Origin of the sequence: Planococcus citreus (assembly GCF_003664125.1) — a bacterium.
Taxonomy (GTDB): domain Bacteria; phylum Bacillota; class Bacilli; order Bacillales_A; family Planococcaceae; genus Planococcus; species Planococcus citreus.
This window is the reverse complement of sequence record NZ_RCCP01000007.1, coordinates 56,937-72,933: the sequence shown is the minus strand read 5'-3', so window position 1 is coordinate 72,933 and position 15,997 is coordinate 56,937. Positions and strand designations below refer to the sequence as shown.

Below are 15,997 nucleotides of genomic sequence, written 5' to 3'. Positions count from 1 at the left end.
CGAAGAGCAATGAAAGGACGTTGAATGTGCATGCAAGTTGATAAGATTAGAGGGCCGCAGACCGATCAATTGATCGAAGCGGTGCTGGCATTGGAAAACAAAGAACAAGCCTATCGATTTTTTGATGATTTGTGCACGATCAGTGAAATCCAATCGTTATCGCAGCGCCTTGAAGTGGCGCATATGCTGCGCTTGAAAAAGACCTACGAAAAAATCAAGAACGAAACGGGCGCGAGCACAGCGACCATTTCCCGCGTGCGCCGCTGCTTGAATTACGGCAATGACGCATACGAGGAAATGCTTGATGTGTTGTATCCGGAAGAAAAACAAATCGAACTTCCAAAAGATTGACCAGCGAACGGTGCTGGTCTTTTTTTTATACGCCAAATCCTTCATTTGTGGATGGATGGGAACGGAGTGTTGGCTGATCTTTTGTTATAATGGAAAGATGAAAACCAAAGTACAGTTAGGAGAATACCTGTGGACTTTCAAACATGGCGGCATGTCTTTAAATTAGACCCTGCGAAAGAACTTTCAGATGGACATTTGGAACGAATTTGCGAATCCGGGACTGATGCCATCTTGATTGGCGGAAGTGATGATGTCACACTCGACAATGTCTTAGAATTGATGGCCCGAGTGCGCCGCTATTCGGTGCCGGTGGCGCTTGAAGTGTCGACGGTCGAATCGGTGACGCCGGGCTTTGATTATTATTTCATCCCGACAGTGCTCAACAGCAGCGACCCGAAATGGATCAAAGGGCTTCACCACGAGGCCATCCGTGAATATGGAGAGATCATGGACTGGACAGAGATCGTGCCGGAAGGGTATTGCATTTTGAATCCGGACTGCAAAGCGGCAAGCTTAACCGGGGCAGATGCATCCTTGACCGAAGAGGATGTGCTCGGATATGCGCGCATGGCGGAGCATTTTTTCCGGCTCCCCATCTTTTATCTGGAATACAGCGGCATGTATGGCGATCCGGAACTCGTTGAAAAAACCGCGTCAGTGCTGTCTGATACACGGCTGTTTTACGGCGGCGGCATCGATTCAGCGGAGCGTGCCAAGGAAATGGCTAAGCTGAGCGATACGGTCGTTGTCGGCAATATCATATACGAAGATCTAAATAAAGCGCTTGCGACCGTCAAGGCAGTTGCGGAAACGGCTGAGCAATCGTTATAATAATAGGAACAAACGTTCGAGGTGGTGCAAAATGGAATTAATCACAAAAAACCTGCTGCGGGGGATGAACCCCGAGCAGGAAGAAGCAGTTAAAACAACTGAAGGCCCGCTATTGATCATGGCCGGTGCGGGATCCGGGAAAACACGCGTGCTGACACATCGCATCGCGTACTTGGTGCTGGAAAAACAAGTCTACCCGTCCAATATCCTAGCAATCACCTTCACCAATAAAGCCGCGCGCGAAATGCGCAACCGGATCGATGGGCTGCTTGGCCACGGAACAGGCGACCGCATGTGGGTGTCGACCTTCCACTCGATGTGCGTGCGCATCCTGCGCCGCAATATCGACCGTCTGGGCTTTTCGAAAAGTTTCTCGATCTTGGATACGACCGACCAATTGACGGTCATCAAAAATGTCTTGAAGCAGCAAAACCTGGATCCGAAAAAATACGAGCCGCGGACGATGCTGAATGCCATTTCATCGTCGAAGAACGAATGCATCGATGCGGAAACCTTTGCGGCGAACGCCAATCAATTCAACCCGTACGAAAAGACGGTCGCGGAAGTGTTCACAGGCTATCAGAAGCGCCTTCAGAAAAACCAATCGCTCGATTTCGACGATTTGATCATGATGACTTTAAGGCTCTTTGAAACGGTACCGGATGTGCTGGAATATTATCAGGATAAATTCCACTATATCCATGTCGATGAATACCAGGATACGAACAATGCCCAGTACCAACTGGTGCAATTAATGGCGAAGAAATTCAAGAATATTTGTGTTGTCGGCGATTCCGACCAGTCGATTTACCGCTGGCGCGGGGCGGATATCACCAATATCCTGTCGTTCGAAAAGGATTATCCGGACGCCAAAGTGATCATGCTCGAACAGAATTACCGTTCGACCAAACGCATCTTGCAGGCAGCAAACGACGTCATCCAGAAAAACACGAGCCGCTACCCGAAAGAATTGCGCACCGACAACGATGAAGGACCGGCAATCACGCTCCATAAAGCAGGCGATGAGCGCCAGGAAGCCCAGTACATCGTCCAGACCATCCAGAACCTTATGCAGGAAGAAGGATACAAAACCTCCGATTTCGCCATTCTCTACCGGACCAATGCCCAATCGCGTATTTTAGAGGAAATGTTCGTCAAATCGAATATGAGCTATACAATCGTCGGCGGCACGAAGTTCTATGACCGCAAGGAAATCAAGGACTTGCTCGCGTATTTGCGCTTGATTGCCAATAACGAAGATGACCTGTCGCTCGCGCGCATCATCAATGAACCGAAGCGAGGGATCGGTGCGACCTCATTTGAGAAGATGGCGCGCTTTGCCATCGAACAGGACCGCACCATCATGGATTCCTTGCAGGAAGCGGATTTCATGGGCTTGACGGCGAAAACCGCACAGACCGCGCTTGAATTCCGTGCGATGATCGCCGGATTCACCGAAATGCAGGAATTCTTGTCAGTGACGGAATTGGTGGAAGAAGTGCTGAAGAAATCCGGCTATCGCCAAATGCTCCAAAACGACAAGACCATCGAAGGCGAAAGCCGCCTCGAAAACTTGGATGAATTCCTAACGGTGACGCAAGCATTTGAAAAACAAAGCGATGACAAGTCACTGGTAGCGTTCCTGACCGATTTGGCTTTGATTGCGGACATCGATTCATTGGACGAGGAAGAAGAACAAGGCGACGGCCCGATCATCCTTATGACGATGCACGCAGCGAAAGGGCTGGAATTCCCGGTCGTGTTCATTGCCGGGCTGGAAGAAAACGTCTTTCCGCATTCGCGTTCGAACAATGACGAGGAAGAATTGGAAGAAGAGCGGCGACTTGCGTATGTTGGCATCACGCGCGCCGAGAAACGGCTATATTTGACGCACGCTTCGTCACGGACGATTTTCGGCAAGAGCAATTTCAATATGCCGTCGCGCTTCATCTCTGAAATTTCGGAAGATCTCATCGAGCAGACGTTTGCCAATCACCGTGCAGGCGCAGCGACGAGTTATAAGCAGGCACCGAAACGCAAAGCGGTCATGAAGCCTTCTTATCAGCAATCTGGCGGTGACCGCTTAGGCTGGAAAACAGGCGACCGTGCGAAGCATAAAAAATGGGGCACTGGGACTGTTGTCAATGTCAAAGGCGACGGCGAACAAACAGAACTCGATATCGCCTTCCCGAGCCCGACAGGCATCAAGCGGCTGCTCGCGAAATTTGCGCCGATCGAAAAAGAATGATCTGGAGGAACTTGAATGGACCGCATCAAAGCTGAAGAACGTGTAACCGAATTGAATGAATTGCTCCGCAACTACGGGCATGCCTATTATGTGCTCGATAAGCCAAGCGTACCGGATGCCGTATACGATCAATTGCTCAACGAATTGATCGAGCTGGAAACCCTTTACCCTGATTTGATTTTCCCGGACTCCCCAACGCAGCGGGTCGGCGGGACACCGTTATCGAATTTCGAAAAAGTCCGCCATGAGCGGCCGATGTTCAGTTTGTCGAACGTCTTCAATGAAGAAGATTTACGTGATTTCGATAAACGCGTGCGCGGCGGTGCCGGGGACTCGGTCGAATATGTGTGCGAACTGAAAATTGACGGCCTGGCCGTTTCGCTTCATTACGACAACGGCAAATTCGTGCGCGGTTTGACGCGCGGAGACGGCCGTGTCGGAGAAGACATCACGGTCAATCTTCGCACGGTCCGTTCGATCCCGCTTAAATTAAAAGAGCCGGTATCGATCGAAGTGCGCGGCGAAGTGTTCATGCCAAAAAAATCGTTCCATGCACTTAACGAAGACCGCGAAGAGCGCGGCGAAGAATTATTCGCCAACCCGCGAAATGCTGCAGCGGGTTCTTTGCGCCAATTGGATTCGAAAATTGCCGCCAAGCGCAATTTGGATGTCTTCATCTACGGCATCGGTGGCGACGGGGAAACATACGGCTTGAACGACCATGATGAATCGCTCCGTTATTTGACGGATCTTGGCTTTAAAACGAACAGCGAACGAAAAGTTTGCCGCTCGGTGGAAGAAGTGCTGGCATACATCGAACAATGGACAGATGGGCGCAACCAGTTGAGCTATGAAATCGATGGCATCGTCATCAAAGTCAACCGCTTTCTCCATCAGCAAGATCTCGGATTCACGGCGAAAAGCCCGAAATGGGCAACAGCCTATAAATTCCCAGCAGAAGAAGTGATGACGACCGTACGTGATATCGAGCTGAGCATCGGGCGGACAGGCGTTGTTACCCCAACGGCCATCCTTGAGCCGGTCGCTGTTGCCGGCACTACGGTACAGCGTGCGTCACTCCATAATGAAGACTTGATCCGGGAGCGCGACATCCGCATCAATGATAAAGTCATTATCCGAAAAGCGGGCGATATCATTCCGGAAGTCGTCAAGGCGCTGATTGAAATGCGCTCCGGTGACGAACTGCCGTTTGAAATGCCGACCGAATGTCCGGCCTGCGGCAGTGAACTCGTCCGGATAGAAGGCGAAGTGGCGCTGCGATGCGTCAACCCGAAATGCCCGGCGCAAATCGTCGAGGGCATGATCCATTTCGTTTCGCGCAATGCCATGAATATTGATGGGCTCGGCGAGAAAGTGATCGAGCAATTATATCGCGAAGGGCTCATCCACGATATTTCGGATCTCTACGCTTTGACGAAAGAGCAATTGTTGGAACTCGAGCGCATGGGCGATAAATCCGCCACTAACCTAATCGAGGCGATAGCAGCTTCCAAGAACAATTCGATGGAACGCTTGTTGTTCGGCCTTGGCATCCGTCACGTCGGTGAACGCGGGGCGCGGATCTTGTCGGAGCATTTCGGCTCGGTGGATCAGTTGATGCAGGCAAACTTGGAAGAATTGATTGCCATCCATGAAATCGGCGATAAGATGGCCGATGCCGTCGTCACCTATTTCGAAAAGGAAGAAGTTTCTTCACTTGTGGAACGTTTGCGCGAGCGGGGCGTCAATTTATCCTATACGGGCACGATCGTCCGCGTAGAAGAAGGCGCCAATGCCTTTGCCGGCAAGAAAATCGTGCTGACCGGTAAATTGGAAAACATGACCCGCCAGGAAGCCGGCGCACGGATCGAGGCACTTGGCGGCAAATTGACCGGCAGCGTCAGCAAGAAAACCGATTTGCTCATTGCCGGCGAAGAAGCCGGGTCCAAACTCGACAAAGCGCAGGATCTCGGCGTAGAAGTGTGGAACGAAGAACGCCTGCTTATGGAATTGAACGAATAAGGAGATTAGCATATGAAACGCATTTGGTGGATCCCGATCAGCATATTGCTGCTTTCGGGATGTGTCCCTTCCGGAAATGACGAGGCGGAAGTGATCAACACAGAAGAAGAAGAGGCGGAAACGGCGATCATCCCGAGCATGCAATTGGATGATCAATATTACCGGACGCTGTTGCCGTATAAGCAAAGCGCCACCCGCGGAAAAATCGTCAGCCGGCTGAATTCTCGCTACGATATCAAGGAAGCGGAGCACGGATTATTGCGCCTATCGCAGCAGCAGTTCTCGCCGGATGATTATTACTTCCAGGAAGGCCAAAAAATCACCGATGAAGAAGCCTCGCTTTGGCTCCAGCGCAAAAGCAAAGATAATCCACAAGGGCTAAACCCGGAGGATGGCCGCAGCAAGGCAGAGACCGACGGCGGCGAACGCCCGCAACCAGAACTGCTGGCGCATATCCTTGAGCAAAATTACCTTGTCAAAACCGAGGAAGACAAAATCCGTCTGGGCGGGGTTTCCATCGGGCTTGCGATGAATACGGTTTATTATAGTTCGACGGACAACATCCCCTACGAAGAATCGATCCCTCAAGATCAGATCGCTGAAGAAGGCAAACGGATGGCTGATGAAATCGTCAAGCGCTTAAGGGAGAAAGAAGGAATGTCGGATGTGCCGATCCTCGTCGCTTTATTCGCGCAAAACAGCCGCAACGCGATGACACCCGGCACGTACTTCTCTTACGGCGCTGCCCCGAAAGGCGAGACCGAAGTAGCAAACTGGAATGATGTCGACGAAGAGTATGTCGTATTCCCGACTTCGGGGACGGACGAGCAATACCGGGATATCGATACAGCGTTCCGCAATTTCAAGCAAGATGTCGAAGTCTACTTCTCGAATTTCACGAGCGTCATCGGCAAAGGCTTTTATCAAAGCGGCCAATTGCAGGAAATGAAAATCGAAATCCCGATCCAATTTTATGGTTCGGCCGAAGTGATCGGCTTTACGCAATATGTCACCGGCCTGATCCTCGATCATTTCCCGGACGATGTCCAGATCGAAGTGAACGTTACGTCGACCAACGGCGCGGAAGCACTCATTTTACGGAAAGCCGGGGAAACGGAACCGGTTGTCCATATTTACGAGTAAGTCTGTAATTTAAAGGGGCAGCCAGCTGGCTGTCTCTATTCATTTTTTTAGAAAAATGGTATGATAGACCGTATGTTTATTGAATCCGGAGGTGTAGAAAATGGCGAAAATGACAAAAGAAGAAGTAATCGAAGTGGCCCACTTGGCGCGTTTGGCAATTACCGACGAGGAAGCTGTGCATTTTGCGGATCAATTGGAAGCGATCACCAATGCGATGGAATTGCTGAATGAATTGGATACGGAAAATGTAGAACCGACGACGCACGTATTGCCGCTAGTCAATGTGATGCGCGAAGACAAATCGATCGAAGGCTTGCCGCGTGAATTGGTAATGAAAAACGTAAAAGAGCACGAAGGCGGACAAGTGCGTGTGCCGACCATTCTGGACTGATTGTGAGGAGGGAAAAAGATGAAGTTAGCTGATAAAACTGCAAACGAATTGCAGGAATTACTACATAGCAAAGAATTGACGATTGCGGAGTTGACGGAAGCAACATTCAAGCGCATCAAGGAATTGGACCCGAAAGTCGACGCCTTTTTGGCTTTGAATGAAGAACAGGCGACAAAGCAAGCAGCTGAAATGGATCAAACGGATGCAACGGAACGCGGCCCGCTTTACGGCTTGCCGATCGGCGTGAAGGATAATATCGTCACGGAAGGACTCGAGACGACAGCATCGAGCTTGATCCTGAAAGGCTTCAACCCAATCTATAACGCAACGGTTGTGGATAAATTGCGCGAAGCTGGCATGGTCATCGTCGGTAAATTGAATATGGATGAATTCGCCATGGGTTCTTCCAATGAAAACTCTTACTATAAAAACACGAAAAACCCGTGGAACTTAGAAACTGTTCCAGGCGGTTCGTCGGGTGGTTCAGCTGCGGCTGTAGCAGCGGGTGAAGTTCCGTTCACACTCGGTTCCGATACCGGCGGATCGATCCGCCAGCCGGCTGCTTTTTGCGGCGTTGTCGGCATGAAGCCGACATACGGGCGCGTTTCACGTTTCGGATTAATTGCCTATGCATCATCATTCGACCAAATCGGCCCGATCACGCGTACCGTTAAAGACAATGCGCTTCTTTTGAATGCGATTTCCGGGCACGATGAAAAAGATTCGACGTCCGCAAATGTTGAAGTGCCTGACTTCACAGCGGCACTCACTGGCGATATCGAAGGCCTTCGCATCGGCGTGCCGAAAGAATATTTCGCAGAAGGCGTCAGCGAAGCATCGAAGCAAGCCGTGAAAGATGCACTGAAAGTATTGGAAGAAAAAGGTGCAACATGGGAAGAGATTTCCTTGCCGCATTCCAAATACGCGCTTTCTACGTATTACATCTTGGCTTCATCTGAAGCATCATCGAACTTGTCCCGTTTCGACGGCATCCGTTACGGCTACCGCACGGAAAAAGCCGGAAGCTTGCTTGAGTTCTACATGAACACACGCTCTGAAGGCTTCGGCGACGAAGTGAAGCGCCGCATCATGCTCGGAACTTACGCACTCAGCTCGGGCTATTACGACGCTTACTATAAAAAAGCGCAAAAAGTGCGTACCTTGATCAAGCAGGATTTCGATAAAGCGTTTGAAAACTTCGATGTCATCGTCGGGCCGACAACGCCGACACCGGCATTCAAGATCGGCGAAATCATCGATGACCCATTGACAATGTATGCGAACGATATCTTGACAATCCCTGTCAACTTAGCAGGCGTTCCGGCCATTTCAGTCCCGTGCGGATTTGACAACGGCTTGCCGCTCGGATTGCAAATCATCGGCAATTATTTCGATGAAGAAACCGTCTACCGCGTCGCGGATGCTTTTGAGCAGGCGACCGAGTTCCATAAAGAAACACCGCAAACATGGGAGGGAGCAGCACAATGAATTTCGAAACGATCATCGGGCTTGAAGTCCACGTCGAACTGAAGACGGAATCCAAAATGTTCTCGCCTTCCCCAGCTCATTTCGGTGCTGAACCGAATACCAATACAAACGTAATCGACCTTGGCTACCCTGGGGTATTGCCGGTCGTCAATAAAACGGCAGTCGATTGGGCGATGAAAGCGGCACTTGCGTTAAACTGTGAGATTACGCGTCACACCAAATTCGACCGCAAAAACTATTTCTACCCGGATAACCCGAAAGCCTACCAGATTTCCCAGTTTGACCAGCCGATCGGCGAACATGGCTGGCTGGAAATCGAAGTGAACGGCGAGAAAAAACGCATCGGCATCACGCGTCTCCATATGGAAGAAGATGCAGGGAAACTGACGCATACCGGCAACGGCCATTCCCTTGTCGACTTTAACCGCCAAGGCACGCCATTGATCGAAATCGTCTCGGAGCCGGATATCCGCACGCCGGAAGAAGCGTATGCGTATTTGGAGAAAATCAAATCGATCATCCAATACACAGGCGTTTCCGATGTACGCATGGAAGAAGGCTCGCTTCGCTGCGATGCAAATATCTCCTTGCGCCCATACGGCCGTGATGAATTCGGCACAAAAACTGAGCTGAAGAACTTGAACTCGTTCAACTTCGTTAAAAAAGGCTTGGAGCACGAACAGATCCGCCAAGAGCAAGTATTGCTTGCAGGCGGCATCATCGAGCAGGAAACACGCCGCTACGATGAATCGACTGGCAAAACCTTGCTCATGCGCATCAAAGAAGGTTCGGATGATTACCGTTACTTCCCGGAACCGGACCTGGTTGATATCGTCATCGACGACGCATGGCTCGAGCGCGTGCGCGCAGAAATTCCGGAACTTCCGGATGCCCGCAAAGCCCGCTACGTATCAGAACTTGGCTTGTCGTCATATGACGCGATGGTGTTGACTTTGCAGAAACCAATTTCCGATTTCTTCGAAGCGACCGTTAAAGCCGGCGCTGATGCGAAACTGGCATCAAACTGGCTCATGGGCGAAGTGTCCGCTTACCTTAATGCTCAGAATAAAGAGCTTGAGGGTACAGAACTGACGCCGGAAGGACTTGCCGGCATGATCAAGTTGATCAGCGAAGGCACGATTTCTTCTAAGATTGCCAAAAAAGTCTTCAAGGAATTGATTGAAAAAGGTGGCGATCCAAACAAGATTGTCAAAGCGCAAGGCTTGGTGCAGATCTCGGACGAAAACGTATTGCTTGAGTACGTCACCAATACTTTGGATGCTAACCCTCAGTCGATCGAAGATTACAAGAACGGGAAAGACCGCGCAATCGGCTTCCTCGTCGGCCAAATTATGAAAGCGACAAAAGGGCAGGCCAACCCGCCGCTCTTGAACAAAATCCTCCTCGAGGAAATCGCGAAACGTTAATTAGAAAAAGGATGGCTCACTCAGCCATCCTTTTTTTGTGGTTTATTTTAGTGAATGCGATCCAAAAGTTAAATCTGGTAGTCGAAATGTTATTTCCTTGAGATTCCGCTCCAAGGGGCACGCTTGAGGCCTGCAGGATGCAGGTCATGCAGCTGATGCGACAGGACGTCGCGTTTTCAGCTGCCCGGATAAGGGGCGGGTGTTGAGCCAAGGTGGCTAATGTCACTGCGTTCGAACATCAGATGAAAAGCGTTGCTCCCACATCTGCTAAGCAGATGCGTCGCAAATGAATGGACTCGGCTCCTCCTCGCCATCCATTCGCCCCTTTCCACTCCATCTCTAGGTATAGAATGGAAATTCAAATGTTTTCTGCATTGAAATTATGTGAACAGTTTTGATTTGTTCGATAAATGCGCGGAAAAGATGAATCATCCTTAATATTAATATTGAGTCTAGCTAGGCGTCTTCACCAGCGGACGAATATAATAAAAAAAGACGCGTCCTCGCATGCAACATCCAATGAAATCTAAAAGCTGAACCGCGCACACGGGAGAGCCGAAGCAATAAGACAAGTGCTCTTCTTGGCTTATTGCAAGAGGCCAGCCCCAAGCGGGTGGCGACTACTTCACGATGAAATAATCAACGGACCATTCATCTCACTAACAAGTCCAGCCAAGCGACGATACCAGCGGATGAAGTCAACTAACAGCGACGCTTCCTCGCATGTGAAATATAGTGAAATCGAAAAGCCGAACCGCGCTCACGGGTGAGCCGAAGCAATGAGACAAGCGTTCTTCTTGGCTTATTGCAAGAGGCCAGCCCCAAGCGGGAGGCGACTACTTCACGATGAAATAATCAACGGACCATTCATCTCACTAACAAGTCCAGCTAAGCGTCGATACCAGCGGATGAAGACAATCAACAGTGACGCCTCTTCGCACGTAACATCCAATGAAATCCAAAAGCCGAACCGCGCTCACGGGCGAGCCGAAGCAATGAGACAAGTGCTCTTCTTGGCTCATTGCAAGAGGCATGCCCAAAGCGGGAGGCGGCTATTTCGTGATAAAATGTATTATGAATTATCCATCTCGCTCTCACGTCTAACTCGCTGCTCCACATTCTGCATTATAAAACAGCAACCGACTGCGAAATGTAGGGTTAATTGGAACAATTCACTGCTTTTTGCTTAAAAGTTTGCCGCAAAGGGAAAAGAACAGGTAAACTGTTTTGTAAGGAGACGTGATAGAATGATGACGGAACTGGAATATTTTGAGCATGCCATCTCATTGGAGAAATATATGGCGCAGATGGAATCCAATCAGGAAAAAACCTACACGATCTATGAGAAATTCGAGTTGCCGGACGATCCGGAATTTATCGATATGTTGAAACAGCAGCAATTGAACATCTTGGCGATTACCGAAGATTGGTGTGGTGATGCGATGATGGTCAACCCGATTCTTCGGAAATTGGCAGAATCGGCGGATCTTGAAGTCCGCTGCGTCTACCGCGATGACAATCCCGAACTCATGGACCGTTATTTGACGGATGGCGGAAAGTCTATCCCGAAATATATTTTCTTGTCCGAAAGCGGGGAAGTAAAAGGTTCATGGGGGCCGCGGTCACCGAAAGTCCAGCAGATGGTCGATGAAAAGAAAGCGAAACTGCCGGAAAAAGAAGATCATCAATACGAGTTGCATTGGAAAACGGTAATCGGGGAGATATCCGACCGTTTCACGTCCGACCCGGAGCTCTGGCAAGATACGTATGAAGACATTCGCAAGAGCTTACAGAAAAGCTTGGCTTAACACTATACAGACAGCCGGCTGCAGAATGTCCCGTCCGCGGGAACTTTCTGCAGCCCTGTCATGTCCTGTTTCTATAGAATGGTCCAGAAAGGCTGAATCCGATGAAACGAGCACGCATAATTTATAACCCGACATCCGGCAGGGAATTGTTCCGCCGCCACCTCCCGGAAGTATTGGAAAAGATGGAAATCGCAGGATACGAAACGTCCTGCCACGCGACTACCTGTGAAGGGGACGCAGTGAAAGCGGCGGAATATGCAGTCGAGCGCAAATTTGATTTGGTGGTGGCAGTTGGTGGGGATGGGACGCTCAATGAAGTCGTTTCCGGAATCGCCAAATACCCGGAACGTCCGAAAGTGGGCTTGATTCCAATGGGCACGACCAATGATTTTGCACGGGCTGTGCGCATCCCACGCGATATTAACCGCGCTGTCGATATCATCATCAAAGGCGAGTCGATCCCTGTCGATATTGGGGTTATGAACGATGACCGCTATTTCGTCAATATTGCAGGAGGCGGGCGCTTGACCGAATTGACGTATGAAGTTCCGAGCAAGCTCAAAACGGTGCTCGGCCAATTGGCGTATTATTTGAAAGGTATCGAGATGATTCCTTCAATTCGCTCATCCCGTGTCCGTATTGAATACGATGGTCAAGTGTTCGACGACAAAGCGATGATGTTTTTGATCGGCTTGACCAATTCCGTCGGTGGCTTTGAAAAACTGGCGCCGGATGCCAGCATCAACGACGGGAAATTCACCTTGCTTATCTTGAAGGAATTGAACATGGCGGAATTTATCCGTGTGGCATCCCTTGCGCTTCGCGGGGAGCATTTATCCGACCCGCATGTGTTGTATGTGAAAGCGAGCAAGATTTCCGTAACGTCCAATGAACGTGTATTGCTGAACCTCGACGGCGAGTTCGGCGGCATTTTGCCGGCCACATTCGAAAACTTGGAGCGCCATATTGAAATGTTCGTGCCGCTGGAGTATATCAAAGAAAAAGACCGCAAATAAAAAAGCGATCCGCTCATCCCTATATGGGGTGAATGGATCGCTTTTTTTGATAGATCAGTATTCCAGTAATTCGATCGCTTCGTCTTGGTCCGCCGCAAGCTTCGGCAAGCCTTCAATCGGTTCCCAGCGATACTGTACGATAAGGCCGTTGTCGCGCCCTTCGCTTTTGATTGTGTGTTCGAATTCGTCGATTTTCTCGCCAGTGTATTCAAAATGGAAGATGTTGCGCTCGTACGCTTTGTCTTTATGCGCCGGGTAGTAATTGTATTTGTGGATTTTCCCGACGAATTCCAGCACATCACGCGGCAAGCCGGTTTCTTCTTTCACTTCGCGGTATAGGGCATCGATCAATAATTCGTCTTCCCCAATCGTTCCGCCTGGCACTTGCAAGCCGACTTCGGGTTCGCCTTTGTATTCAAATACGAGCAATTCTCGGTTGTGTTCTTCACCTCTGGTAATATAGGCAAATACCTTTCTGCTTGTTTCCATATGAATCATCCTTTTCTTTTGTTCATTATAGAATACTAAAAATTCAGCAAAATTTCAATGGGGATGTTTTCATTTTGTCACAGCTTATTCAAACATCGGGCGGAATCGGATGCCTCGCAGAAGTTTATGGGAGGACCTTTGAGGTACAATAAAACATATAACGGGCTGTGCTTTGGCCTATGTAAAGGGGACGAGAATTTTGGGATTTGAAGATGTGGCTTTACAAAGCCGGATACTGACCTTGATGACCCTATCATTCCACATCATCTACGCGACGATCGGTGTGGGGGTCCCACTCATGATCATGATTGCCCAATGGGTTGGGATCAGAAAAAATGACGAGCATTATATCCTCCTGGCACGTCGCTGGGCGAGAGGGTTCGTCATCACGGTAGCGGTCGGCGTCGTGACCGGTACCGCAATCGGGCTTCAATTATCCTTGTTGTGGCCAAACTTTATGCAGATGGCAGGGAACGTCATTGCGCTTCCGCTGTTCATGGAAGTCTTCGCCTTTTTCTTTGAAGCGATTTTCCTCGGAATTTATCTATATACCTGGGACCGTTTTGAAGACCAGCGCAAACATTTCCTATTGCTGGTTCCGGTCGCACTCGGAGCGGCTGCCTCTTCTGTATTTATCACCATCGTCAATTCGTTCATGAATGCGCCACAAGGGTTTGATGTGTTGAACGGCGAGCTGGTCAATGTGAGCCCGTTGCTTGCGATGTTCAGCCCGGCCGTGCCGACGAAAGTCGCACACGTCCTGTCGACAGCGTTCATGACGAGCGCCTTCGTGTTGGCATCAATCGCTGCTTTCCGTTTGCTGCGCGGATCGAATCATATTTACCACAAGAAAGCATTGTTCCTGACGATGAAGCTCGCGCTGATCTTTTCGGTTGCGACCGCTATCATCGGCGACTTTTCAGGGAAATACTTGGCCGAATACCAGCCAGAGAAGCTGGCAGCTGCCGAATGGCATTTTGAAACGGGATCGGAAGCTGAACTTGTGTTGTTCGGTGTGTTGGAAGGCGAAGAGCCGAAATACGCAATCCGCATCCCATATGCGCTCAGCATTTTGGCGCACGGTGTACCAAGCGGTGAAGTTATCGGCTTGAATGATTTCCCGGAAGATGAAATTCCGCCGCTGTGGATCCATTACCTCTTCGATACGATGGTCACGCTCGGCATGTGGCTCGCGTTCTTCTCCTTTGTGTACGTCATCGGCGCGTGGCGCGGCTGGTCCATTGTCACGAGAAAATGGTTCCGCTGGCTGACCGTACTGAGCGGGCCGCTCGCAATGCTCGCGATTCAGGCCGGCTGGTGGTTCACGGAAGTCGGCAGGCAGCCGTGGATCCTTCGCGGCTATATGAAGACTAGTGAAGGGGCAACGACAAGCGGGCAAGTCGATTTGATGATCGTGATGTTCGCCGGCCTCTATGTCATTCTCGGAATCGGGACAGTTGTCGTCTTGTCACGCATGTACAAACGCAACCCGGTCGAGAAGGAATTGGCACAGCGTGAATCCGTAAAAGGCGGTGAAGAATAATGACACTCGAAATTATCGGGATTTCCGTTCTTTGGCTGTTTTTGTTCCTCTACGTCATCGTGGCGTCGATTGATTTCGGCGCTGGATTCTTTAACGCCTACAGTGCTTTTTCCGACAAGCAGCATATTTTGACAGGCATCATCCAGCGTTATCTGTCGCCGGTATGGGAAGTGACGAACGTCTTTTTCGTTTTCTTCTTCGTCGGCATCATCGGGTTCTTCCCGCAGACGGCGTTCTATTACGGCACGACGCTTCTTGTGCCGGCAAGCATTGCGCTTATCTTGCTGGCAGTGCGTGGTTCCTATTACGCGTTCGCCACATACGGTGCGAAGATCAACCACCGCGGTTATATCTATATGTACGGCTTATCCGGCCTAATGCTTCCGGCGGCACTGTCGCCGGTGCTGGCTATTTCAGAAGGCGGCTTTATGCGCCTGGAGGGCGGGCAGCCGTCGCTTGATTACTGGGCGCTGTTTACAAGCCCCTTGATGTGGAGCATCGTCGTCTTGAGCATTGCCGCAGTATTGTATATTTCTGCCGTGTTCTTGACTTGGTATGCCTGGAAAGCTGGAGACGAAAAAGCGACGCAGCTCGTCCGCAAATACGCATTGGTTTGGGCAGGTCCGACGATTGTCACGGCGACCGGCATCATTTTCGAGCTTCGCGGGCACAATCCGGAACATTATGCGAGCTTGCTCGATTTGTGGTGGATGTTCGCGCTGTCGTTCCTGTTGTTCCTGGGTACCGTGTTCTTGATCTGGAAGAAACGCAATTACGGCTTGGCGTTCATCTTGCTCGTCGGACAATTCTTTACCGCGTTTTTTGCCTACGGGGCGTCTCATTACCCGTATCTGTTGTATCCGCACCTGACAATTTACGATAGCTTCACGAATGAATCGATGGCGATCGCCTTGATCATCGCCTTTATCGCAGGGCTCGGGCTATTGCTGCCATCGCTTTATCTCTTATTCCGCCTGTTCCTATTCGACAAAGACTACGTCAAAGGGAAATCGGATTATCATGCCTAAGGAGGCTGTGAAAGATGAATGATTTCTTCATTTTCTATGCGCCGTTTCTGGTGATCATCCTGGCGATTGCCGTCGGGTTCTGGATATCACTGAAAGATGGCCCGGTAACGAAAGACAAGAAATAAAACTGTGGCGGGAATTTCCCGCCACAGTTTTTTACTGCTTAAAAAGCGGATATGTTACAATAAGTCAATGTGAAATGGAGTGAACGT

General features: G+C 50.1%; 14 protein-coding genes. 13 read left to right on the top strand and 1 reads right to left on the bottom strand.

What is annotated here, in order from left to right:
* Window positions 1–30 precede the first annotated feature (30 nt).
* From DFR62_RS15900 to DFR62_RS15855, 10 genes are all read left to right on the top strand, one after another.
* Window positions 31–351 carry a YerC/YecD family TrpR-related protein gene (locus DFR62_RS15900; protein ID WP_121301257.1) on the top strand — a complete coding sequence of 107 codons (321 nt, stop codon included), beginning with the start codon at window positions 31–33 and terminating at the stop codon, window positions 349–351.
* Between the two features lie 129 nt (window positions 352–480).
* Entirely contained in the window at window positions 481–1,182 is a 702-nt protein-coding gene (gene pcrB, locus DFR62_RS15895) for a heptaprenylglyceryl phosphate synthase (protein WP_121301256.1), read from the top strand.
* 31 nt (window positions 1,183–1,213) lie between these two features.
* Window positions 1,214–3,430 carry a DNA helicase PcrA gene (gene pcrA / locus DFR62_RS15890; protein WP_121301255.1) on the top strand — a complete coding sequence of 739 codons (2,217 nt, stop codon included), beginning with the start codon at window positions 1,214–1,216 and terminating at the stop codon, window positions 3,428–3,430.
* A 15-nt stretch (window positions 3,431–3,445) separates the two neighbouring features.
* On the top strand, window positions 3,446–5,452 hold the full coding sequence (gene ligA / locus DFR62_RS15885) for an NAD-dependent DNA ligase LigA (RefSeq protein ID WP_121301254.1): 2,007 nt from the start codon (window positions 3,446–3,448) through the stop codon (window positions 5,450–5,452).
* Window positions 5,453–5,464: 12 nt separating this feature from the next.
* On the top strand, window positions 5,465–6,595 hold the full coding sequence (locus tag DFR62_RS15880; protein ID WP_121301253.1) for a CamS family sex pheromone protein: 1,131 nt from the start codon (window positions 5,465–5,467) through the stop codon (window positions 6,593–6,595).
* A 100-nt stretch (window positions 6,596–6,695) separates the two neighbouring features.
* Complete coding sequence (gatC, locus tag DFR62_RS15875; protein ID WP_058381395.1) at window positions 6,696–6,986, top strand: Asp-tRNA(Asn)/Glu-tRNA(Gln) amidotransferase subunit GatC; 291 nt, start codon at window positions 6,696–6,698, stop codon at window positions 6,984–6,986.
* Window positions 6,987–7,004: 18 nt separating this feature from the next.
* Window positions 7,005–8,474: an Asp-tRNA(Asn)/Glu-tRNA(Gln) amidotransferase subunit GatA gene (gatA, locus tag DFR62_RS15870; RefSeq protein WP_121301252.1), complete on the top strand. Its 1,470-nt coding sequence runs from the start codon at window positions 7,005–7,007 to the stop codon at window positions 8,472–8,474.
* Window positions 8,471–9,901, top strand: a complete 1,431-nt coding sequence (gatB, locus tag DFR62_RS15865) for an Asp-tRNA(Asn)/Glu-tRNA(Gln) amidotransferase subunit GatB (RefSeq protein ID WP_121301251.1) — start codon at window positions 8,471–8,473, stop codon at window positions 9,899–9,901. The genes gatA and gatB overlap by 4 nt, the downstream gene beginning before the upstream one ends.
* A gap of 1,247 nt (window positions 9,902–11,148) precedes the next feature.
* Window positions 11,149–11,709 carry a thioredoxin family protein gene (locus DFR62_RS15860; protein WP_121301250.1) on the top strand — a complete coding sequence of 187 codons (561 nt, stop codon included), beginning with the start codon at window positions 11,149–11,151 and terminating at the stop codon, window positions 11,707–11,709.
* A 101-nt stretch (window positions 11,710–11,810) separates the two neighbouring features.
* A complete protein-coding gene (locus DFR62_RS15855) occupies window positions 11,811–12,725 on the top strand; it encodes a diacylglycerol kinase (RefSeq protein ID WP_121301249.1) in 915 nt (304 codons plus the stop codon).
* Window positions 12,726–12,779: 54 nt separating this feature from the next.
* Here DFR62_RS15855 and DFR62_RS15850 read toward each other — a convergent pair whose 3' ends face one another.
* Window positions 12,780–13,214, bottom strand: coding sequence for an NUDIX hydrolase (locus DFR62_RS15850; RefSeq protein WP_121301248.1), 435 nt, complete (start codon window positions 13,212–13,214; stop codon window positions 12,780–12,782).
* A gap of 199 nt (window positions 13,215–13,413) precedes the next feature.
* Between DFR62_RS15850 and DFR62_RS15845 the strand changes: the two genes are divergently transcribed.
* The 3 genes from DFR62_RS15845 to cydS are packed head-to-tail and all read left to right on the top strand — an operon-like array spanning window position 13,414 to window position 15,910.
* Window positions 13,414–14,757, top strand: a complete 1,344-nt coding sequence (locus DFR62_RS15845; protein ID WP_121301247.1) for a cytochrome ubiquinol oxidase subunit I — start codon at window positions 13,414–13,416, stop codon at window positions 14,755–14,757.
* A complete protein-coding gene (locus DFR62_RS15840; RefSeq protein WP_058381388.1) occupies window positions 14,757–15,785 on the top strand; it encodes a cytochrome d ubiquinol oxidase subunit II in 1,029 nt (342 codons plus the stop codon). Before DFR62_RS15845 ends, DFR62_RS15840 begins: the two co-directional genes overlap by 1 nt.
* Before the next feature lie 14 nt (window positions 15,786–15,799).
* A complete protein-coding gene (gene cydS / locus DFR62_RS17655; RefSeq protein ID WP_374703198.1) occupies window positions 15,800–15,910 on the top strand; it encodes a cytochrome bd oxidase small subunit CydS family protein in 111 nt (36 codons plus the stop codon).
* The last annotated feature ends 87 nt before the right edge of the window (window positions 15,911–15,997 follow it).

Excerpts from the sequence above, each read along its gene's own strand:
- DFR62_RS15900 (WP_121301257.1), top strand. The coding sequence starts at position 31 with ATGCAAGTTGATAAGATTAGAGGGCCGCAGACCGATCAATTGATCGAA.
- pcrA (WP_121301255.1), top strand. The coding sequence starts at position 1,214 with ATGGAATTAATCACAAAAAACCTGCTGCGGGGGATGAACCCCGAGCAG.
- ligA (WP_121301254.1), top strand. The coding sequence starts at position 3,446 with ATGGACCGCATCAAAGCTGAAGAACGTGTAACCGAATTGAATGAATTG.
- DFR62_RS15880 (WP_121301253.1), top strand. The coding sequence starts at position 5,465 with ATGAAACGCATTTGGTGGATCCCGATCAGCATATTGCTGCTTTCGGGA.
- gatC (WP_058381395.1), top strand. The coding sequence starts at position 6,696 with ATGGCGAAAATGACAAAAGAAGAAGTAATCGAAGTGGCCCACTTGGCG.
- gatA (WP_121301252.1), top strand. The coding sequence starts at position 7,005 with ATGAAGTTAGCTGATAAAACTGCAAACGAATTGCAGGAATTACTACAT.
- gatB (WP_121301251.1), top strand. The coding sequence starts at position 8,471 with ATGAATTTCGAAACGATCATCGGGCTTGAAGTCCACGTCGAACTGAAG.
- DFR62_RS15860 (WP_121301250.1), top strand. The coding sequence starts at position 11,149 with ATGATGACGGAACTGGAATATTTTGAGCATGCCATCTCATTGGAGAAA.
- DFR62_RS15855 (WP_121301249.1), top strand. The coding sequence starts at position 11,811 with ATGAAACGAGCACGCATAATTTATAACCCGACATCCGGCAGGGAATTG.
- DFR62_RS15850 (WP_121301248.1), bottom strand. The coding sequence starts at position 13,214 with ATGGAAACAAGCAGAAAGGTATTTGCCTATATTACCAGAGGTGAAGAA.
- DFR62_RS15840 (WP_058381388.1), top strand. The coding sequence starts at position 14,757 with ATGACACTCGAAATTATCGGGATTTCCGTTCTTTGGCTGTTTTTGTTC.
- cydS (WP_374703198.1), top strand. The coding sequence starts at position 15,800 with ATGAATGATTTCTTCATTTTCTATGCGCCGTTTCTGGTGATCATCCTG.